This window comes from Streptomyces sp. NPDC046862, assembly GCF_040704615.1.
Taxonomy (GTDB): domain Bacteria; phylum Actinomycetota; class Actinomycetes; order Streptomycetales; family Streptomycetaceae; genus Streptomyces.
Genome location: NZ_JBEYXP010000035.1, coordinates 66,762 through 86,823 on the forward strand (window position 1 = coordinate 66,762; position 20,062 = coordinate 86,823).

The 20,062-nt window shown below is 70.9% G+C and carries 17 protein-coding genes and 1 tRNA gene; 6 read left to right on the forward strand and 12 right to left on the reverse strand.

The genetic code is table 11. The annotated features are described in order from the left end of the window. Window positions 1–67 precede the first annotated feature (67 nt). On the reverse strand, window positions 68–628 hold the full coding sequence (locus tag AB0959_RS32735) for a DUF309 domain-containing protein (RefSeq protein ID WP_366830316.1): 561 nt from the start codon (window positions 626–628) through the stop codon (window positions 68–70). 98 nt (window positions 629–726) lie between these two features. Here AB0959_RS32735 and AB0959_RS32740 point away from each other — a divergent pair. The 4 genes from AB0959_RS32740 (at window position 727) to AB0959_RS32755 (ending at window position 7,226) form a co-directional block, all read left to right on the forward strand. After that, window positions 727–800: transfer RNA gene (locus AB0959_RS32740), tRNA-Pro, on the forward strand. Between the two features lie 630 nt (window positions 801–1,430). Beyond that, complete coding sequence (locus AB0959_RS32745) at window positions 1,431–3,749, forward strand: MFS transporter (protein ID WP_366830317.1); 2,319 nt, start codon at window positions 1,431–1,433, stop codon at window positions 3,747–3,749. 100 nt (window positions 3,750–3,849) lie between these two features. Then, a complete protein-coding gene (locus tag AB0959_RS32750; RefSeq protein ID WP_366830318.1) occupies window positions 3,850–4,239 on the forward strand; it encodes a GNAT family N-acetyltransferase in 390 nt (129 codons plus the stop codon). A gap of 65 nt (window positions 4,240–4,304) precedes the next feature. Further along, window positions 4,305–7,226: a SpoIIE family protein phosphatase gene (locus tag AB0959_RS32755; protein WP_366830319.1), complete on the forward strand. Its 2,922-nt coding sequence runs from the start codon at window positions 4,305–4,307 to the stop codon at window positions 7,224–7,226. Window positions 7,227–7,232: 6 nt separating this feature from the next. Here the strand turns inward: AB0959_RS32755 and AB0959_RS32760 are convergent, their stop codons facing one another. From AB0959_RS32760 to AB0959_RS32795, 8 genes are all read right to left on the reverse strand, one after another. After that, a complete protein-coding gene (locus AB0959_RS32760; RefSeq protein WP_366830320.1) occupies window positions 7,233–8,378 on the reverse strand; it encodes an XdhC/CoxI family protein in 1,146 nt (381 codons plus the stop codon). Continuing rightward, window positions 8,378–10,792: a xanthine dehydrogenase family protein molybdopterin-binding subunit gene (locus AB0959_RS32765; protein WP_366830321.1), complete on the reverse strand. Its 2,415-nt coding sequence runs from the start codon at window positions 10,790–10,792 to the stop codon at window positions 8,378–8,380. Before AB0959_RS32765 ends, AB0959_RS32760 begins: the two co-directional genes overlap by 1 nt. Further along, on the reverse strand, window positions 10,789–11,328 hold the full coding sequence (locus tag AB0959_RS32770) for a (2Fe-2S)-binding protein (protein ID WP_366830322.1): 540 nt from the start codon (window positions 11,326–11,328) through the stop codon (window positions 10,789–10,791). The genes AB0959_RS32765 and AB0959_RS32770 overlap by 4 nt, the downstream gene beginning before the upstream one ends. Continuing rightward, entirely contained in the window at window positions 11,325–12,209 is an 885-nt protein-coding gene (locus tag AB0959_RS32775) for an FAD binding domain-containing protein (RefSeq protein WP_366830323.1), read from the reverse strand. The genes AB0959_RS32770 and AB0959_RS32775 overlap by 4 nt, the downstream gene beginning before the upstream one ends. A 281-nt stretch (window positions 12,210–12,490) precedes the next feature. Further along, a complete protein-coding gene (locus AB0959_RS32780) occupies window positions 12,491–14,116 on the reverse strand; it encodes a DEAD/DEAH box helicase (protein WP_366830324.1) in 1,626 nt (541 codons plus the stop codon). A gap of 87 nt (window positions 14,117–14,203) precedes the next feature. Beyond that, on the reverse strand, window positions 14,204–14,407 hold the full coding sequence (locus tag AB0959_RS32785; RefSeq protein ID WP_007502648.1) for a cold-shock protein: 204 nt from the start codon (window positions 14,405–14,407) through the stop codon (window positions 14,204–14,206). A 215-nt stretch (window positions 14,408–14,622) separates the two neighbouring features. Then, window positions 14,623–14,838 (reverse strand): tautomerase family protein, encoded by a 216-nt coding sequence (locus tag AB0959_RS32790; RefSeq protein ID WP_366830325.1) that lies wholly within the window; start codon window positions 14,836–14,838, stop codon window positions 14,623–14,625. 73 nt (window positions 14,839–14,911) lie between these two features. After that, complete coding sequence (locus AB0959_RS32795; protein WP_366830326.1) at window positions 14,912–15,694, reverse strand: SDR family oxidoreductase; 783 nt, start codon at window positions 15,692–15,694, stop codon at window positions 14,912–14,914. Window positions 15,695–15,865: 171 nt separating this feature from the next. Between AB0959_RS32795 and AB0959_RS32800 the strand changes: the two genes are divergently transcribed. After that, entirely contained in the window at window positions 15,866–16,726 is an 861-nt protein-coding gene (locus AB0959_RS32800) for a helix-turn-helix transcriptional regulator (RefSeq protein WP_366830327.1), read from the forward strand. Window positions 16,727–16,785: 59 nt separating this feature from the next. Here AB0959_RS32800 and AB0959_RS32805 read toward each other — a convergent pair whose 3' ends face one another. Continuing rightward, window positions 16,786–17,085: an acetolactate synthase small subunit gene (locus tag AB0959_RS32805; protein WP_366830328.1), complete on the reverse strand. Its 300-nt coding sequence runs from the start codon at window positions 17,083–17,085 to the stop codon at window positions 16,786–16,788. A gap of 131 nt (window positions 17,086–17,216) precedes the next feature. Here AB0959_RS32805 and AB0959_RS32810 point away from each other — a divergent pair, with 131 nt between their 5' ends. Beyond that, window positions 17,217–17,678, forward strand: a complete 462-nt coding sequence (locus AB0959_RS32810) for an Lrp/AsnC family transcriptional regulator (protein ID WP_366830329.1) — start codon at window positions 17,217–17,219, stop codon at window positions 17,676–17,678. Window positions 17,679–17,769: 91 nt separating this feature from the next. Here AB0959_RS32810 and AB0959_RS32815 read toward each other — a convergent pair whose 3' ends face one another. Beyond that, window positions 17,770–18,537 carry a FadR/GntR family transcriptional regulator gene (locus AB0959_RS32815; protein WP_366830330.1) on the reverse strand — a complete coding sequence of 256 codons (768 nt, stop codon included), beginning with the start codon at window positions 18,535–18,537 and terminating at the stop codon, window positions 17,770–17,772. Beyond that, a complete protein-coding gene (locus tag AB0959_RS32820; RefSeq protein WP_366830331.1) occupies window positions 18,534–19,994 on the reverse strand; it encodes an amidase in 1,461 nt (486 codons plus the stop codon). The genes AB0959_RS32815 and AB0959_RS32820 overlap by 4 nt, the downstream gene beginning before the upstream one ends. Window positions 19,995–20,062 lie beyond the last annotated feature (68 nt).

The following is a 20,062-nucleotide window of genomic DNA, read 5'->3' on the forward strand; positions in this document are numbered from 1 at the left end:
CCACTGACAGTCCGGCACCGGCCCCCGGCCCTCGACCGCAGGCCACGGGCCCTCGACAGGGGAGGACCTACTCCGACCCACCTCCACGCAGACGCGGCGCCCGCGCCCCGGCGTCCACCACCGTCCCGTCGCGCTCCACGACCCCGGCCAGCTCCCGCGCCCAGACGCCGAGCCCTGGCACGTCGATCCCGTACGGCCCCGGCTCCCCGGCCCCCGCCGCCCACTCCTCCACGGCCCCGGCCCCACGCCGCAGCAGGCGCGCCCCGCCCGTCGTGTTCCCCCGGGCGGCGTGCGTGAGGCCCACCGCGAGCTGGGCGAGCCCGCGCCACAGGGCCCGTTCCCCGTCGGGCCCCGACTTCCAGGCGTCCTCGAACACCTCGTGCGCGTGGAACGGCTTGCCCGCGTCGAGCAGCGCCTGGGCCTCGGCAACGGTGTCCTCGGGACCGCGTACGACCCCCTCCGGCTGCCGCTCCACACCCTCCGTGTCATAGGGCAGGGGCCGCCCCAGCCCGTCCCGCGGCCGAGCGTTGCGCGCCCGCCCCTCCTCGTCCCGGTCACGCCGCCCGACGGCCCGGCCCTCCGAGCCCGTGGCCCGCTCTGTCCCGCTGGTACGTCCTGTCCCGCTCATGAGTCGATTCTCCCGCGCCCACGCCCCCGTCGAGACGGGCCTCCACGTGCGGTAAAGTTCTCAGCGCGTGCTCACGCGGGGCGACCGCGGTGGCACATCGGGACGTGGCGCAGCTTGGTAGCGCACTTGACTGGGGGTCAAGGGGTCGCAGGTTCAAATCCTGTCGTCCCGACGATGCGGAGGGTCTTCGCAGGCGAGAGCCTGTGGGGGCCCTTTTCGTATGGGTTCCGGAGACGTGCGCTTCGTCGTGGAGATGGCGTCATCGTCAGAGGGCGGAGCCTGGCGCCGCTGTGACCTGCCCCACAGTCGATAAAGCGCGGAACGAAACGATTGAGTTTCGCTGCCACTCTGCCTACATTTGCGGAACGAAACCGTTTCGGACCGATAGTGGGCGAGAGGCATGACGACCGACGAGGCCGGGTCAAGCGGCGCGAGGCGCGGCAGCCCGACTCTGGGACGGGAACGCTTAGCGGGTGCCGCGCGCACCCACTGTGACTGGCGAGGTGTCGTTACCGTCACGTACCCGTCCGCCCGGCCGGTCGCGGCTCGCAGCGCGGTGGTCTGCGCGAGATCGCGACAGCACTAGATCGCCTGGCCCGTCACCGAGGACCTGGGCAGCGCCCTCCACGAGGCGTTGGCCGGGCTGGGACCGGAGTCCTGCGGCAGATGCCGGAACACGCCGGGTGCCGCCGTCAAACAGCGCCGTGCGGTCCGGCCACACCCTTGTCGCGCCGCATGGACACCGCCGTCCTGCGGCTGATGAACAACTGAGCCATCCGAGCCCTATGAGGGGAGCACCACCGTGGAAGTCATCCCGGCTGCCACCACCGCCCAGGCCGGGCCGCCCGGTCAGACCCAAGCCCCTTCCAAGCACCGATGGTGGGCGCTGGTCGTGATCGGCCTCGCCCAGCTCATGGTCGTACTCGACGCCACCATCGTGAACATCGCGCTGCCGTCCGCCCAGCAGGACCTGGGCTTCGACAACAACGGCCGGCAGTGGATCGTCACCGCCTACTCCCTGGCCTTCGGCAGCCTGCTGCTGCTCGGTGGCCGGCTCGCCGACCTCTTCGGCCGCAAGACGACCTTCATCATCGGCCTGGTCGGCTTCGCCGCTGCCTCCACGCTCGGCGGCGCCGCCAACGGCTTCACCATGCTGGTCGTCGCGCGCGCGGTGCAGGGGCTGTTCGGTGCCCTGCTCGCGCCGGCGGCGCTGTCGCTGCTGACGACGACCTTCACCGAGGCCAAGGAGCGCGCCAGGGCGTTCGGCATATTCGGAGCCATCGCCGGCTCCGGCGCGGCCGTCGGCCTGGTCCTCGGCGGTCTGCTCACCGAGTACCTGGACTGGCGTTGGACGCTGTACGTCAACGACGTCATCGCGGTCCCGGCGGTGATCGGTGCGATCATCTTCATCGGACGCTCCGTCCCCGCCGAGCGTCCGAAGCTGGACGTCCTCGGTGTCGTCCTGGTCTCCGGCGGCCTGTTCGGCATCGTCTACGGTTTCGCCAACGCGGAGACACACGACTGGGACAACTGGATGACCTGGGGCTTCCTCGCCGCGGGTGCCGTGTTGCTGGTGGCGTTCTTCTTCTGGCAGAGCCGGGCGAAGCACCCCGTCCTGCCGCTGCGTGTCCTGGCCGACCGCGACCGCGCCGCCGCCCTGTCGACCATCCTCATCTCGTCCGCCGGAATGTTCGGCGTCTTCCTCTTCCTGACCTACTACCTGCAGTCGACGCTGGGCTACTCGCCGGTGAAGAACGGCGTGGCCTTCCTGCCGATGGTCGGCGCGCTGATGGTGCTGGCGCAGCTGTCCACCAACTGGCTGGTGCCGAAGATCGGCCCGAAGGTCGTCGTCCCCGTCGGCATGCTGCTGGCCGTGGGCGGCATGGTCTGGCTGACCCGCCTCGACCTGCACAGCAGCTACGCGGCCCATGTGCTGCCGCCACTGCTGCTGCTGGGCGCGGGGCTCGGCATGGCGATGCCCACCGCGATGAGCTACGCCACCCTGGGCGTGCGGGCGAGTGACCAGGGTGTGGCCTCGGCTGCCCTCAACACCACCCAGCAGGTGGGCGGTTCGATCAGCACCGCGCTGCTGAACACCCTGGCCGCCAGCGCCGCCACCGCCTACGCGAAGGACCACCTGTCCGACCCACTGGTCAAGGCGAACGCGGCGCTGCACAGCTACGAGGTCGCCTACTGGTGGTCGGCAGGCTTCTTCGCCTTCGCCATGATCGTGACGGCGCTGCTGTTCCGCGCGAAGAAGAGGGCGAGCGAGCCCGCAGAGGAGTCGGAGACGCAGACCGAGGCCGAGGCCGAGGCAGCGGCCCCGGACGCGGCCGCTGTCGCCACGGCCGTGCTTCCCGCCGGTGCGGCCGTGATCCGCGGGCAGGTGCGCAACGGTACAGGCGCACCCGTACCCGGCACCGCGATCACCCTGCTGGACAACTCGGGCCGCCAACTCGTCCGCGCCGTCTCCGGTGACGACGGCTCGTACGCCGTGGACACCGCCGAGCGCGGCAGCCTGGTCCTCATCGGCTCGGCGCCCGGCTACCAGCCACAGGTCGTGACGCTGACCCTGTACGCAGAGCCCGTCTCCCACGACCTGGTGATCCTGCCCAGCCCGGGCGGCCTGGCCGGTACGGTCTGCGGCAGCGACGGCGAGGCGCTGCCGGGAGCGCTGGTGGTGGCCACCGACCAGCGGGGCGACGTGACCGCATCCACCACCACCGCGATGGACGGCACTTACCGGATCGGCGACCTGCTGCCCGGCGACTACACGCTCAGCGTCAGCGCGCCCGGCCACCACCCGGCCGCCGTGCCGGCCACCGTCTCCGCCGAGACCGCCCGCTGCGACATCCGGCTGTCCGCCGCGGCGACCCTGCGGGGCACGGTGCACACCCTGGACGGACGGGCGCTGGACGACGCCCGGGTCACGCTGATCGACGCCGCCGGCAACGTCGTAGGGACGCGCACCACGAGCGTTGACGGCAGCTACACCTTCACCGGCCTCTCCAAGGAGCAGTACACGGTGATCGCCAGCGGCTACCCGCCAGTGGCCACTCCGGTCACGCTGGACGGCAGCCAGGAAGGCGTCGACATTCTGTTGGGACACAAGGAGTCCTAGCACCGGCCCCCATACGACAGCGTCCGCCACCTGGATCTCCCGGGCGGCGGACGCTGTCGAGCGTTGATCGTTTCCGAGCCCGCTGGTTAGGTTGGCCGGCATGACCGACCTCAGACCCCTCGCCTGGCCACCTGCCCCGATAAGGACCGAGCGGCTCGTACTCCGCGAGTCCGAGGCCCGGGACCGCGCGGTGGTCATCGAGCTGGACGCCTCGCCAGAGGGGGGGACCGCGCTCGGCTACATGTTCCTGCCGGAGGCGTGGGGACGCGGGTACGCCACCGAGGCGTGCACAGCGGCACTCGACTGGTTTGCCGGCGCGCTTCCCGGTGAGCCGGTGGTGCTCTACACCCGGACCGCCAACGTCCGCTCGATGCGCCTCGCGGCGAAGCTCGGGTTCACCGAGCTGGAGCGGTTCGAGGCGTACGGCGCCGAGCAGTGGCTCGGCGTGTGGCGAGGGCCCCGTGGCGGCGTTGACTTCGCTGGATCGTGACTGAACCTGTCAGGGCTACAGTGTCAATACGGCCAGGTTGACACGCTACCTTTCAGGAGACGTGGGTGGCGGCTGGGAACGCGATGTCCGGGAGCCGCATCGAGCAGTCGGAGGCAATGCGGCTCCGGATGCTGGCAGCCATCGACCACGGGCTGTCGATGGCCGAGACACTGAACGTGGCTCTTCAGCAGGCGATCGCCGAGCTGGGCGGCCTGGGCGGCCTGGTGCATTGGCTCGACCGCCGTTCCCATCGGCTGCGCCTGGTGGCGGTCGGCGGGCTCGCGCCGGAGAACGCCGAGGCATGGGCGATTCTTCGCGAGGACGAGGACGTGGCCCCGGCGCGCGCCCTGCGCGGCGGTGTCCTCGTCTGGGGTGCCGAGGACAGCCTGGAGGTCGGGGCTTCCCGGACCGCGGCCGTTCCTCTGCTGGGAACCGGCGGGCCGCTCGGCGCCCTGTCCGTGCTCATGGCAGACCCCGGGGAGCCGGATCCCGCGCAGCGGTCCTCTCTGTCCTCCGTGGCGGCGTGGGCCACCAGACGCCTGGAACAACGCCCGGACACGCCGTCGGGCGGCGTGTCCGCGCCCATCGAGCAGCCCGCGACCGACGGGGCCGGTGACGGGTCCAGTGGAGAGACGCCCCGCACGTTCGCTGTCAGGCACTGGGACTACGACGCCGCCACCGGTTCCGTAACGCTCACTTCACCGGTCATCGACATGGCCGGCGAGTTCCCGCACGTGTTCGGCGGGAGCGCGGACCTGTGGTGGTACCTCGCGGGCATCGCGGATCTGCCGGCGTTCACCGCCGACATCAGTGAGGCGCTCGACAGCGGATCGGCGTACGACACCGAATACCGCGTGCACCACAACGACGGCACCACCGGGTGGGTGCGAGCGCGTGGCCACGTCGTGCCGGGCGGGGACGGCTCCTCTGTCCGCATGACCGGCACGCTGTGGGGCCCGGTCGGCACACAGGCCGCGCGCGACCCGGTCGTCGCTGCCCTCCGTGACATGGGCGACGGCTTCCTCGCCGTCGCCCAGGACTGGCGGATCACCTTCGTCAACAAGGAGGCCGAGCGTCTCCTCGGCCCCGGCCGAACGCTGTGGGGCAGCACTCTCTGGGACATTCCCCTGGCTCGTGTACCCGCTCTCGAAGTCCAGTGCCGGCGCGCGGCGGGGGAAAGGAAGCCGATCAGTTTCGATCTCCACTGGCCGTCCGATCAGCGGGTCCACCACGTCCGCCTGACTCCCCTGCCGGGCGGCGGCCTGACGATCTACTTCGTCGACACCACCGACGAGCGGAGCGAGGTGGGTGTTTCCCAGCAGCCGGCCGGAGGCTGGGGGAGGATCGCGGCCGAGCGGACCGCCGGGATGAGCGAGCTGACCGCCGCACTGTCCGAAGCCGTCACATCGAGCGACGTGGTGAAGGCCGTCGCGGAACGTGTCCTGCCGCCCTTCGGCGCCGACGGTCTGCTGGTCCACGCGCTGGTGGGCGGCCGACTGCATGTGGTCGGATCCGTCGGATACACAGAGCGATTCCTGCGTCAGATCGACGGGGTCCCGCTCACGACCCACATGGCGGTCACCGAAACGCTCCGCAGTCGCACTCCCGGATTCCTCAAGTCCAGGGCCGAATACCTCCGGCGTTTCCCGGGCTTCGAGAACTTTGTCGGCAGGTCGGCCAAGAACGCCTGGGCGTTCCTTCCTCTCATCGCCTCCGGGCACACGATCGGTTGCTGCATCGTCTCCTTCTCCCAGCCCCGCTCGTTCAGCGAGGAGGAGCGCACCCTGCTGATCGCATTGAGCGGGCTGATCGCGCAGGCGCTGGAGCGGGCCCGGCTGTACGACATGGAGCACACCCGCGCCCAGCAACTCCAACGTGGTCTGCTCCCCAGGACACTGCCCTCCCTGCCGGCCGCCTTCGCCACCGCCCGCTACATGCCCGCGGGGCAGGGCGAAGAGGTGGGCGGCGACTGGTACGACCTGATTCCGCTGTCCGGCGATCGGGTCGCCATCGTGATCGGCGACGTCATGGGGCACGGCATCGCCGAAGCGGCCATCATGGGGCAGCTGCGCACGGCGGTTCGCACCCTTGCCGACCTGGAACTGGGGCCGGACGAGGTGCTCGGCCACCTCAGCGAACTCGTCTCCGACCTCGGCCACGACAAGTTCGCCACCTGCTGCTATGCCGTGTTCGACCCCGTCACCCGTACGTGTTCGCTCTCCCTGGCCGGTCATCTCCCGCCTGCCGTCGTCCACCCCGACGGGACCATCCGCGTCCCGGAACTGGCCGCCGACCCGCCCCTGGGTGCCGCCGAACCCCCCTTCGAGGTACACGAGCTGCGCCTGCCGGAGGAGAGCCTTCTCGTGTTCTGCACGGACGGCCTCGTCGAATCCGCCACCCGGGACATCGACCAGGGCTTGACCCAGCTCAGGCAGGTCCTGGCCTCGGCCCTGGCCCGGACCTCGTATTTCCCGACCGGCACCCGGCATGGTGACATCGGACGTCTCGACGACCTGTGCGACGCCGTTGTCCCGGCTTTGCTGCCCAACCGTGAGCAGACCCAGGACGACGCGGTCCTCCTCGTGGTCCACACCCGCGGCACACCGGCCGACGACGTCGCCTCGTGCGGTCTTCCGGAGGACCCGCGGGCAGCCGGCCAGGCCCGGGAATACGTCCGCGGCCAGCTGGCCGCCTGGGGCCTGGACGATCTCGTCATGACCACAGAGCTCCTGGTGAGCGAACTGGTCGGCAACGTGGTCCGGCATGCCAGCGGCCCCATACGGCTGCGCCTGATGCACAGCCGGTCGCTGATCTGTGAGGTCTATGACGGCAGCCTCACCAGCCCGCGGCTCCGGCGCGCGACGTACAACGACGAAGGCGGCCGGGGCCTGCACCTGGTGGCCGCTCTCTCCCAGCGTTGGGGCACTCGCCATCACGACGAGGGCAAATGCATCTGGACCGAGCAGGACCTCCCGCTGCCCCACTGAGCCGGCTCAGACGGGGGGCTCTGCCGCGAGATCCAGCGCGTAGGGACGGCCGGCGGGTTCCTGACCGTCGCGCCCGCGGCTGGCGGCGAGGACTTCGGCGATGATCGAGATGGCGATCTCGTCCGGTCCCTGCGCCCCGAGGTCCAGCCCGGCGGGGCCGTGCAGACGCCGCCCGTCCCGCCCGGTCAGCGCCACTCCGTCGCGTCCCAGGTCGTCGAGTAGCCGTTGCAGACGCCTCCGAGGGCCCAGTACCCCGATGTACCGGGCGTCGGTGGCCATTGCCGCGCCCAGGTAGTCGCGGTCCCTCAGGAAGTTGTGGCTCATGACGACGACATGGGTGTTGCCGTCCACAGGCAGTTCACGGGACGGGCCCGCGGAACTCAGGATCAGTGTCGTTCCCGGAGGGAAGCGGTCGGGGCTCAGCGCGGGGCGCCGGTCGTCGACCACGCACACGTCCCAGCCGAGCTCCGCGGCGCGGCGGGTCACCGGAAGCGCGTCGACCCCCGCACCGCACACCACGAGCCGCGGTGGTGGCTGCAGGACCTCGACGAACGCCTGCTCCTCGCCCCGGCCCCGCGAGGAGGGCAGCGTCACCAGACCGGTGCGGCCCGCGACGAGGGCGGACCTGACCGCGTCCGGCGGGGGCCCGGCGCCTTCGGGCCCGCGGGCCGGCCCCGCGGAACCCGTCTGCCACCAGTGCTGCCCGACGGCCGAACCGGAAACGATCGTCAGCAGCGCGGCCGGCCGGCGGGCCGACATCGCTTCCGTGATCACGCCTGCCGAGACCCGCGCCGACGCGGCCGGTTCGACGAGGATGTCGAGCACGCCGTTGCATCCCATGCCCCACCCGAGGACGGCCTCGTCGTCGGCGGACAGGTCGAAGCTCAGCCTCCGGGCGTCCCCGGTCCGTTCGACCTCGCCGGCCGCCTCGATGATCTCGGCGTCGAGGCAGCCGCCGGTGAGGTTACCGACCGTACTGCCGTCCTCGCGCACCAGCAGCCGGGCGCCCGGGCGGCGGTAGGAGGAGCCGCGGACATCCACGAGCGTGGCGAGGGCGATCGGGTGGGACCGCCCGGGGCCCTCGGGAAACCCGTGCTTCCCGGGCCGAAGCTCACCGAGGAGCGCGTGGAACTCGGCGGCGGTGGCGGACATCAGCCCGCCCCCGTCCGGACGACCTTCCGGGGCGTGCCGGCCTGTACCGCTGCCACGATGTCCGAGGGCGTGACCGGCAGCCGCCGGACCCGCATCCCGTACTCCCGCAGAGCGTCGTCGATGGCCGCCGACACGGCCGCCGGGGCCACCATACGGCCGCCCTCGCCACCGCCCTTGATGCCGTACTCGGTGAAGGGCGAGGGTGTCTGGACGTGTCCGATGCGGAACGCCGGGACCTCGCTCGCGGTGGGGATCAGGTAGTCCCTGAGGGTCGTGGACTTGAACCGCCCGTCCTCGTCGTAGGCCAGCTCCTCGTAGAGCGTGGTCCCGATGCCCTGCGTGGCGCCGCCGCTGACATGGCCGCCCAGGCTTCTGGGGTTCACGATCGTTCCGGCGTCGTGCACGGCCACGTAGTCGAGGAAGGAGGGCATCCCGGTGTCGGGATCGACTTCCACGACCGCGATGTGGCAGGCGTGGCCCATGATCGGGTAGAAGACGCCCAGGTCCGAGCCGTCCGGTGCGGGGAGCGTCGTGTACGGGTGGTCGTAGGTGTAGGACTCCTCCAGCCCGCTTGTCACGCCCTCGGGCAGGTTGAGCGCGAAGAAGTAGGCCGTGCCCGCCAGTTCGGCGAGGGTCAGCCCGGTCTCCGGGGCACTCCTGACCTGCACGCGCCCGTCGACGAGTTCCAGGTCCTCCGTGGTCACTTCGAGGGTGTGCGCCGCGATGCGGAGGAGTTTCTCCCGTAGCTTGCGCGACGCGCCCCGGATCGCGCCGGCCACCATGGCGGTGTAGCGGCTGCCGCCCGGGCCGGTGCTGGGAAGCGCGCGTGTGGAGTCGGCGTAACCGACATTGACGCTCTCCGGCGGGATCCCGAACTCCTCGGCGAGCACGGTGGCGCCCACCGTCTCGGGGCTGTTGCCCCACATCGACTGGCAGTGCAGCAGGAGCTGGAACTGCCCGGTGGGGTCGATCGTCACGGTCGCGCTCTCGGGGCTGGAGGTGAGGGGGAAGGTGGGCTTCTCCACCAGGAACCAGAACTCGGTGGCGCTGAAGACGCTGCGCTCCTGGGTGGTGGCCAGGCCGATGCCGATGCGGCGTCCCTCCTCGCGCAGCCGTCTCTGTTCGGCGCGCCACCTGCCCAGGTCGATCATCGTCAGTGCCTTGTCCAGCACGGCGGGGTAGTCACCGCTGTCGTAGAGGTTGCCGCCGGGGATCTTGTACGGGAACTGGCCGGGCTGGATGAAGTTGCGGCGGCGGATCTCCTCCGGGGCGAGACCGAGCCTGGCCGCGCCCTGGTCGACCAGCCGTTCCAGTACCCAGTTGTGCACCTCGGAGCCGAACCCGCGGTAGGCGCCCTGCTGGCACTTGTTGGTGAGCACGGCCCGCAGGCGGTACCTCACGTCGCGGAACCGGTACGGGCCGACGACCTGGGAGAGGGCGTTGCCGTGGTGGCCGACGCCGAACTGCATGTAGGCGCCGTAGTCGTCGACGACGTCGATGTCGAGGCCGACGATCGTGCCGTCGGCGCGGAGGCCCATGCGGGCTTCGTAGGAGCGGTCGCAGCCGTGGTGGTCGGAGTTGGTCAGATGGTCGAGACGGTCCTCGATGTACGACACCGGGCGGCCCGTCCGCACGGCCAGGAAGCCGGCGAGGGTGGGTACCTTGTGCGCGGCGAGCTTGCTGCCGAAGCTGCCGCCCGCCGGGACCGGCTTCATCGTCAGTTTGTTGGACGGAACTCTCAGGGTGGCCGCGATCAGGAAGGTGAAGTAGCTGAAGTTGAGCGAGTTGCAGTAGATCTCCAGGACGCCGTTGAAGCCGGGCCGGGCCACCGCGCCCGTGGTCTCCATCGGCATGCCGGCGCAGCGGCCCCAGTGCAGGGTGTCCTCGACGACGAGGTCGGCCCCGGCGAACGCGGCGTTCACGTCCCCGAACTCGAAGGTCCGCTCGTAGCCGATGTTGCTGCCGTGTTCCTCGTGCAGCAGGGCGGACTCCGGCTCCATGGCCGCCAACGGATCGGTGACCGGCGGGAGTTCCTCGTAGCCGGCCTCCAGCAGGTCCACGCCGTCCTCGGCGACGTATCTGCTCTCCGCGACGACGGCCGCCACGGCCTCACCGACGTAGCGGACCTTGTCCACGGCCAGCGGGTACTGCGTGATGGCGGCCGGACCGAAGCTCATGCAGGGGTTCATCGTCGCCTTGCAGTCCTCGCCGGTGAGCACGGCGACGACCCCCGGCAGCCTCAGTGCCCCGGTGGCGTCGACGGACGTGATGCGCGCGTGCGGTACGGGGCTGCGCAGGACCGCGGCGTGCAGCATGCCCGGCACCTTGAGGTCGGCGATGTAGCCCCCGCGGCCGACCAGCAGACGGGGATCCTCGACCCGCCTGCGGTCCTTGCCGATGTACGTGAAGCTCATGACGCACGACCTCCCGCGGTGCGGCCGCGGGCCTTGGCTCCGGCGGACCGGATCGCCCCCACGATGTTCTGGTAGCCGGTGCAGCGGCACAGGATCCCGGAGATCTCATGGCGTACCTCGGCATCGCTCAGCTCACGGCCGGTCTCGATGATCTCCTTCGCGCGCAGCACCATCGCGGGAGTGCAGAAGCCGCACTGGAGCCCCTGCCCCTCGGCGAAGGACTCCTGGAGTGGATGCAGCTCCGTCGGGTCGGCGGAGAGACTCTCAACGGTCTCGACCGCGTGCCCGTCCGCCTGGACGGCCAGCATCAGACAGGAGCGCACGGAGCGCCCGTCGAAGAGGACGGTGCAGCATCCGCACTCGCCGTGCTCGCATCCGAGATGCACGCTGACCAGGTCGAGTTCGTCGCGCAGGAAGTCCGCGAGCGTGGTGCGCGTCGACACCTCGACGGTCACGTCCCGCCCGTTGACACGCATGGTCACGGTCCTGCGGGCGGTGCCGTACCGGGCGGCGGTGGGGGTCGTGGAGGTCGTCACTTCGCATCGCTCCTCTCACGGGCGCGCGCCACGGCCGCGATGACGGCGCGCCGCACCACGACGGAGCCGAGGTGCCGACGGTAGGCGCCCGTGGCGTGGAGGCTGTCTTCCGAGGTCACCCAGGGCACGATCTCCTCGGCGGCCCTGGCGATGTTCTCCTCGGTCGGGGCCTCACCGATCAGCGCGGCCTCCACCGCGAAGGCGCGCACCGGAGTGTCGGAGACACCCGAGACGGCGACGGAGACGGAGGCGAAGCGGCCGGCCTCGTCGAGGCTCAGCACCGCGGCGGCGCCGACGAGCGCCATGTCGCCCACACGCCGTGCCACCTCCACGAAGCCGTGGCCCGCGGCCCACGGCGTCACCGGGTAGCGGACGGCGACGAGGATCTCGTGGGGCGCCAGGGCTGTGATCATCCGCCCTTGGAAGAAGTCCCGCGCCTCAATGGTGCGGGTGTCGGACGGTCCCCGCACGACGACCGTCGCGTCGAGCGCCACCGCCGTGCACGGCAGCTCGGCGGCGGGGTCGGCGTGGGCCAGGCTGCCGCCGACCGTTCCGCGGTGGCGGATCTCGATGTGGCCGATGTAGCCGGTGGCGTCGGGCAGCAGGGGGACCAGTTCGCCGACCAGCGAGTGGTCCTCCAGCTCGTACTGGCGAACCCCGGCGCCGACCTCCAGGGTGTCGGCACGGCGTTCGATCTTCCGCAGGTCACCGATCTCGTTGATGTCGATCAGTGCCGCCGGCCTGGCAAGCCGCATGGTGAGCAGGGGGAGAAGGCTCTGTCCTCCTGCCAGGACGAGCGAGTCACCGCCGTACTCGCTCTTGAGCGCGACGGCCTCATCGACGGATTCGGGATCGCAGTACGTGAAAGGGGGCGGCTTCATAGCCTGTCCTTAGGCGCGGCTCCTCGGGAACGGCGCACGGACGGGGCCGAGGGCCGAGGTCGGCTGGGTACCGTTACCCCAAGGTTACGTCGCGCGGCCCGCCAGGTGCCTGGGTGCTCCGCCGGCTCCGGGGGCGCGGGACAGGTTGCCCGCCATGGCCGTACTCGGGCCCGTCGCCTGGTCACCTGCCCCGATCAGAACCGGGCGGCTCGTGCTCCGCGAGGCCGGGGCACGAGACCGTGCGGGAGGGGACAAGCCTGGTCCGCCACAGCCCCCGGGAGTCAGGTGCGCCGGTCGGCCCCGCCGGCGGGGCCGCCGGACCGTGCCCGGCGGCCGGAGCCGCGCCCGCCTGTTGCGGAGGTGCCACCGGACGTTGTCGCCCCGGCCGCGGCCCGGCGGCCGGAGCCGCGCCCGCCTGTCGCCGAGGTGCCACCGGAGGCCGTCGCCCCGGCCGCGGCCCGGCGGTCGGAGTTCCGGCCCCTCGTCCTGGTGGCAGCACCCGGCGCCGCCTTGTCCCCGCCGCCGTTTCGGCGGGGGCGGCCGGACCTGCTGCCGGGCTTGGTGCCGTTCTTCCGGTCCGGGCGGGACGCCGTCGGTTTCGCCGGCTGGGGGACCTCGATGGTGACGGCCACGCCGGACGGCTCGCGGGCGCCGGTGATGGTGGCCAGTTCCGCGTCGCTCGACGTGACGCGGGCCGTCCGGGGGCGGATGCCCGCGTCCGACATGAGCCGGGTGACGTCACGTTTCTGCTCGGGCAGCACCAGCGTGACCACGCTGCCGGAGCCGCCGGCGCGGGCCGTGCGGCCGCCCCGGTGGACGTAGTCCTTGTGGTCGGTGGGGGGATCGACGTTCACGACGAGGTCGAGGTCGTCGATGTGTATGCCCCGGGCCGCGACGTTCGTCGCCACCAGCGCGGTGACCCGACCGTCCTTGAACTGCTCCAGGGTGCGGTTCCGCTGCGGCTGGGAGCGGCCTCCGTGCAGTGCCGCCGCGCGGACACCGACGGCCAGGAGCCGCTTGGCGAGCCGGTCGGCGGACCTCTTGGTGTCGAGGAAGAGGATGACCCGGCCGTCACGGGCCGCGATACGCGTGGTGACGGCCTTCTTGTCGGTCTCGTCCTGGACGTGGAGCACGTGGTGCTCCATGGTGGTCACCGCTCCCGCGGACGGGTCCACCGAGTGCACCACGGGGTCGGTCAGGAACCGCTGCACCAGGCGGTCGATGTTGCGGTCAAGGGTGGCCGAGAAGAGCATGCGCTGGCCGTCGGGCCGTACTTGCCGGATCAGCTTGGTGATCTGCGGCAGGAAGCCCATGTCGGTCATCTGGTCGGCTTCGTCCAGCACCGTGATGCGTACGCTGCCGAGCACGCAGTCCCCGCGCTCCACGAGGTCGTTGAGCCTGCCGGGAGTCGCGATGACCACCTCGGCGCCGCGCCGGAGCGCACCGGCCTGCTTGGTGATGGACAGCCCGCCGACCACCGTGGCCAGTCGGAGGTTCACCGCCGTCGCGTAGGGAGCCAGCGCGTCCGCCACCTGCTGGGCGAGTTCACGGGTGGGGACCAGCACGAGGGCGAGGGGTGCCTTGGCCTCCGCGCGCAGTCCGGCCGTGCGGGCCAGGAGCGCCAGCCCGAACGCGAGGGTCTTTCCGGAGCCGGTGCGCCCCCGTCCCAGCAGGTCACGGCCGGCGAGCGAGTTGGGCAGCGTGGCGGCCTGGATGGGGAAGGGGGTGGTCACCCCTTGCTCGGTGAGGGTTTTCAGCAGCCCCGCGGGCATGTCCAGACCGGCGAAGTCCTCGACGGCGGGAAGTGCGGGTGTCGTGTTTTCCGGCAGCCGGAACTCCCTCGGTGACGACGCGGACGGTCGGGGCGACGAGGTGCGCCGGTTCGGCTTCTGGGGCCTGCGGGACATGCGGTTGTCTGCCTTCCTGGAAACAGCACAAACCGGGGTCCGCACCATGACGGTGCGGACCCCGGTGAGTGGATACGCGTCCGGCGATCAGGCGGGGACGATGTTCTCCGCCTGCGGGCCCTTCTGGCCCTGCGTCACGTCGAAGGAGACCCGCTGGCCCTCCTGGAGCTCACGGAAGCCCTGCGTCGCGATGTTCGAGTAGTGGGCGAAGACGTCGGGGCCGCCGCCGTCCTGCTCAATGAAGCCGAAACCCTTTTCGGAGTTGAACCACTTCACGGTTCCCTGTGCCATGACGTTCTCCTTCTGTAGGCAACCAGTAAGCAGAGGCCCCATCCGGAGAAGCCCGGACAACAAATAATGCGCCTGAAGGAGAAGCATTCCCGTCAGGCGCACATAGGTTCATGGGTACCACAACTGCAACCCCGTGACCGTAGCACAGCTCGAGGGCACATGGTGGATCATCGTGGGGCGCGCCGGGGTTCCCACTCCTCACGGGTGCGCCGAGGTCAGTTCTGCGGTGTCTGCCGGAGTTTGGCGAGAGTCAGTACGGTGCCGCCGATTCCCCAGCCGCCGTCGGTGACCTCCTCGACCAGGACGAGGGTGTTGGCGCGGGCGCGTTCGCCGTAGATGTCGACGTAGAGCTCGGTGGTGCGGGTGATGATCTGTTCCTTCTGCTCCTCGGTGAGGGTGTCGGCGGGGACCTTGAAGTTCGCGAACGGCATGACGGTTCTCTCTCTGTGTGTGTGGGTGTTACAGGGGTGACTGCCTGCGGTGATCAAGTCATGCGACCGCCGGTCAGACGATGCCGCCGTTGGCGCGGACGACCTGGCCGTTGATCCAGTGCCCGGCGGGGGACACGAGGAACGCGACGGCCTCGGCGATGTCGGCCGGGGTGCCGAGCCGCTCCAGCGGCGGCTGCGCGGCCAGCCGCGCCACCGTCTCCTCGTCCTTGCCGTCGAGGAACAGATCGGTGGCGGTGGGACCGGGAGCGACGGCGTTCACGGTCACGTCCCGGCCGCGCAGCTCGCGGGCCAGGATGAGCGTCACCGCCTCCACCGCGCCCTTGCTCGCGCTGTAGGCGCCGTAACCGGGGAAGGCCAGGCCCACCACGGACGTGGAGAACGTGACGATCGCCCCACCCCGGCGCACCGTGCGGGCGGCCTGCTGGGCGACGACGAAGGTGCCGCGGATGTTGGTGCGGTGCAGCGCGTCCAGTTCGGTCAGGTCCAGGTCGGCGATGAGCGCGGTGTGGGCCCGGCCGGCGGCGTGGACGACGACGTCCACACCGCCGTACTCCGACGCGGCGGTGGCGAAGAGCGCCGCCACCGCCTGCTCGTCGGCGACGTCGGCGCGCACGGCGACCGCCCGGCCGCCGGAAGCGGTGACCTCTTTGACGGCGGCCTCGGCCAGGTCCTGGTTGCCGGCGTAGCCGACCACGACCGCGAAGCCGTCGGCGGCCAGCCGGTTCACGGTCCGGCGGCCGATGCCCCGGGAACCGCCGGTGACGACGGCGACGCGCGGACGGTCGGTGACGGGGTCGGATGTGGCATCGCTCACCACGGGATTCGAGGACGGCATGGGCAACTCCGGTGCGTAGAACGTGTGCGAGGGACCGCGGATCCGAAGCCGTCGGCTCGGCCCGCCGTGCACACCACAGTCGTCCCGTGCGGGACGGCCAGCCAGGGGTCTTCCCACCCTGGGGTTGTCATCCCCTGGCTCCGCCTCCGCGGCGCGCGTGATGATGGGGAGGTGAACCTTCCCGAACTCGCCGCGTTCCTGAGGTCCCGGCGCGACCGCGTGCGGCCCGCCGACGTCGGACTGCCCACCGGACCGCGCCGCCGGGTCCCCGGCCTGCGACGCGAGGAAGTCGCACAGCTGGCCGGTCTGTCGGCGGACTACTACACCGAGCTGGAACGCGGCGGCGGCGTCCAGCCCTCGGCGCAGGTGCTGGCCGCCCTGGCGCGGGCGCTGCGCCTCGGCGGCGACGAACGCGACCACCTGTTCCACCTCGCGGACCGGCCCGTCCCTTCGGCGGCCCACGGCCCGAACGCCCACGCACAGCCGGCCCTCCTCGGCCTGCTCGACCGGCTCACCACGACGCCCGCGCAGATCATCACCGACCTGCACGAGACCCTCGCCCAGAACGCGCTCGCGGCCGCGCTGGTCGGCCGAGCTCCCGCGCGTCGCGGTGGGGCGGGAAGCCTGGTCCACCGCTGGTTCACCGACCCCGCCTCCCGCACGCTCTATCCCGCAGAGGACCACCCGCAGCACTCACGGGCCTTCGTCGCCGACCTCCGGGCCGTCGCCGCCCGGCGCGGCCGCGATACCGAAGTCGCCGGGATGGTCGCCGATCTCCGGCGGCGCAGTGAGGAGTTCGCCGCCCTCTGGGACACGCATGACGTCGCCCTGCGACGGACCGACCACAAACGCATCGTCCACCCCACGCTGGGAGTCGTCGAAGTCGACTGCCACAACCTGTTCAGCGAGGACGGACGTCAGCGCCTGCTGTGGTTCAGCGCCCCACCCGGCACGGAAGCCGCCGCCCAGCTCGAACTGCTCTCGGTCATCGGCACCCAGGACATGTCCTCCGGCGAGAGCGCGTTCCGGTAGGAGACACACGCCTGGTGCGGTCTGTCGTCCTAGAGGCACCTAGAGGCACCTAGAGGCACCTAGAGGCGGACGACCTTGACGACGTCGAGTGAACGGTTCAGGAACTTGACGAGCTGCTCCAGCCTGACCTCGTCCGCCGTGTCCACCTGGATGGTGATCCTCCGCGACCCGTCGACGGGGGCGGCGACATCCATGGTGAGCACGTCGAACCGGCGATGGGCCAGGACGGCGGCGATCCGGGCGACCGCCAGGGGCACGGCGACGACATCGAGCCGCAGGACGGCACCGGCACGGTGCGCGCCCGACGTCACAACGTCGACGAGGGCAGGTCGTGTTGCTGCTTGTATCGCGGCTGACATGAGGGACACGGTTCCAAGGGCCTGATCCGTCCACAACAAAAGTGCGCACGGCGAGGCGGAGCACGCTCTTTCCGAGCAGTCGGTCCGGTTCGGGAGTGAGCGTTGAGGGAAGCGCCGCTTACACTTGCGGCATGTCGGCATCCGTACATCTCGACGCGATCGATCTGCAGATCCTGGAGTTGTTGCGAGCCGACGGGCGGCGCACCGTTCGCGACATCGCCCGCCAGGTGAAACTCTCGCCGGCGCCGGTCCGTCGGCGCATCGCACGTCTCGAGGAGTCGGGCGTCATCACCGGCTACACGATCACGACGGATCAGGCCAGGCTCGGTCAGGGCCTTCAGGCGGTCACCGAGCTGCGCTTCACGGGTGACACGGACATCCACGACATCGTGGAGTTCGCGTCGACCCTGCCGGAGGTCGACGAGGTGCTGACGCTCACCGGTGACGTGGACGCACTCGTCCGGCTGCATGTCGACAATGTTGATGACCTGCAGAAAGTGGTCAATCGTCTGCGGCGCAAGGGCGTCGGCGTGCTGCAGACCAAGACGCTGATCGTGATCGACTCCTGGCAACGCGGAACTCCCGTGCCCTGAGAGCGCACCACGGGCTGCCGGGGGACGAACGGCGCGGGCGCGCCCGCGCCGCCCGGCTGAGACCGGGCGGCGCGGGTGTCACAGCGGGAGTTCAGGACTCTTCGTCGTCCACGAGCGCGAGCAGCGGCACCCGCTCGTCCTCGGGGACGTAGCCCGCGTAGTAGTCGTAGAGACTGCGCCGCGATATGCGTGCTGCCGCCAGGCCGTCCCCTGCCCGGATCGCCTCGAGCACCTCCTGGTGGTGCCGGAGCGACTCCCGCATGAGCGCCGTGCTGTTGCCCGCATGGGCGACCTTGTCCGAGATCAGCGAGAGGACAGCGCCCCGGACCACCTGGTTGCAGACCTCGATGAGGGAGTTGCGGCTGGCCACGGCCACCGCCTCGTGGAAGGCGACGTCCGCCTTGCTGAACTCCTCGTACCCTGCCTCGATCGCCTCCGACATGTCGGCGATCGTCTGTTCCATGGAGGACAGCTGCTCCTCGGACCGCAGTCGAGCCGCCAGCAGGCTCGCCGACCCGTCGAGGATCATGCGGAACGAGATCAACTCGGCCATCGACATGTTGTCGAACTGGACGAGCCGGGTCATCTGCTTGGTCAGGCCGGCCGGCGAGAACGGCAGGACCTCCGGGCCGTTGCGGTCACCCGGGCGCGAGCGGACGAGGCCGTTGCTCTCCAGCACGCGCAGGGCCTCCCGCACGGTGGGCCGGCTCGCCCCGAACTGGATCACCAGCTCCCGCTCGCTCGGCAGCCGTTGACCGGGCTTCAGGTCGCCCCGCGCGATCGCCTGCTCGATCTGCTCGACGATGCGCTGGTAGAGCCGCACCGGCGAGACCTGCCGGAACTGTGCCCCCTCACTCACTGCTTCTTCCCTTCGAGCGTGGTCCATGTCGTCTTCTCCCCGGTGGGTGTCCCGGCGACGTTGTCCGGCCAGCGGGGAACTGCCTCGGAGGGGCGGCTCCGTTCGTACCACGCCGCCGCCCTCAGGACGCCGGGATCGTCGAAGCGGCGGCCCGCGATCTGCACCCCGATGGGCCGGCGGTCGGCCGTAAAGCCGCAGTTGACGGTGGCCGCGGGTTGCCCCGACATGTTGTACGGCGCGGTGAAGCCGATGTGGGACATGGTCTTCCCGTCCCCTTCGAACGGCATCGGCTGTTCAGCGGGAAACGCCGCCACCGGAGCCACCGGCGAGAGCACCAGATCGTACGGGATCGTCGCGGCCACGGTCTGCGCCTGGATGCGCATGATCTGCTGGTAGCACTGGAGGACCTTCGTGCCCGGCACGTCCGCGCCCCCCTGACACCACTGGATGATGTGAGGGTGGACGCGCAGCCGGGCCTCGGGTGCCAGTTCGCGGAAGTCGTTCCAGGAGCGCACGCGCCAGAACAGGTCCAGGTCGTCCAGGAGATCCTGGCTCAGGAACGGCTCGACCGGCTCCACGACGGCTCCCGCCGCCTCGAACAGTGCGGCGGCACGGTTCACCGCGGCGAGGATCTCGGCATCGCAACCCTCCCCGCAGCCTGCGTCCAGGTGCACCCCCACGCGCAGTCCGCGTACGTCGGCGGCCGGCGCCGACCAGTCGATGTCCTGTGGCGGCAGGCTCGACCAGTCCCGGGGATCCGGTCGGCTCAGGACACGCATGAACAGGGCCGCGTCCGCCACGGTGCGCGTCATGGGGCCGGCGGCGCGCCCCAGGTACGGCGTGTCCAGCGGGATCCTCCCGTAGCTGGGCTTGAGCGTGGCGAGGCCCAGCCAGGTGCCCGGCAGCCGGATCGATCCCCCGATGTCGGTGCCGACGTGGAGCGGACCGTATCCCCCGGCGGCCGCGGCCCCCGCACCGGAGCTGGAACCGCCCGTGGTCCAGGCGGCGTTCCAGGGGCTGCGCGAGATGCCGTGCCGACTGGAGACCCCCGAGGAGAGCATGCCCCAGTCCGGCATCACGGTCGACCCGAGTATCACCCCACCGGATTCGGCGACCCGCGCGGTGATGGGCGCGTCCGCCTCGGGGACGACCGGCTCGACCCCCGCGTTGCCCGAGGGCATGGGGACGCCTCTGCGGGCGATGTTCTCCTTCAGCGTCACGGGGACGCCGTCGATGGGCCCGAGCGGTTCCCCCGCAGCCCATCGGGCCTCGCTGGCCAGAGCCGCCTTGCGGGACTCGTCCGGATCCCGCACCCAGAACGCGTTGAGCACGCTCTCGCGTGCCTCGATCACCGACTGGACGGCGTCGTGGACCTGGACCGGCGACAACGTGCGATCAGCGAATTCGGCCACCATCTCGACGGCCGGCATCGCTGCCAGCCCCTGTTCCGTGAGCACCCGCACTCTCCTTCGCTCGCGTTCCCTGGGGGCATTCGCGCCCTTGACAAGTACAAGCTGAGTCGTCA

What these genes read in the sequence shown, in the direction of transcription:
- AB0959_RS32735 (WP_366830316.1), bottom strand. Translation starts at nt 628, where the DNA reads ATGAGCGGGACAGGACGTACCAGCGGGACAGAGCGGGCCACGGGCTCG.
- AB0959_RS32750 (WP_366830318.1), top strand. Translation starts at nt 3,850, where the DNA reads ATGACCGACCTCAGACCCCTCGCCTGGCCACCTGCCCCGATAAGGACC.
- AB0959_RS32760 (WP_366830320.1), bottom strand. Translation starts at nt 8,378, where the DNA reads ATGTCCGCCACCGCCGCCGAGTTCCACGCGCTCCTCGGTGAGCTTCGG.
- AB0959_RS32765 (WP_366830321.1), bottom strand. Translation starts at nt 10,792, where the DNA reads ATGAGCTTCACGTACATCGGCAAGGACCGCAGGCGGGTCGAGGATCCC.
- AB0959_RS32775 (WP_366830323.1), bottom strand. Translation starts at nt 12,209, where the DNA reads ATGAAGCCGCCCCCTTTCACGTACTGCGATCCCGAATCCGTCGATGAG.
- AB0959_RS32780 (WP_366830324.1), bottom strand. Translation starts at nt 14,116, where the DNA reads ATGTCCCGCAGGCCCCAGAAGCCGAACCGGCGCACCTCGTCGCCCCGA.
- AB0959_RS32785 (WP_007502648.1), bottom strand. Translation starts at nt 14,407, where the DNA reads ATGGCACAGGGAACCGTGAAGTGGTTCAACTCCGAAAAGGGTTTCGGC.
- AB0959_RS32790 (WP_366830325.1), bottom strand. Translation starts at nt 14,838, where the DNA reads ATGCCGTTCGCGAACTTCAAGGTCCCCGCCGACACCCTCACCGAGGAG.
- AB0959_RS32795 (WP_366830326.1), bottom strand. Translation starts at nt 15,694, where the DNA reads ATGCCGTCCTCGAATCCCGTGGTGAGCGATGCCACATCCGACCCCGTC.
- AB0959_RS32805 (WP_366830328.1), bottom strand. Translation starts at nt 17,085, where the DNA reads ATGTCAGCCGCGATACAAGCAGCAACACGACCTGCCCTCGTCGACGTT.
- AB0959_RS32810 (WP_366830329.1), top strand. Translation starts at nt 17,217, where the DNA reads ATGTCGGCATCCGTACATCTCGACGCGATCGATCTGCAGATCCTGGAG.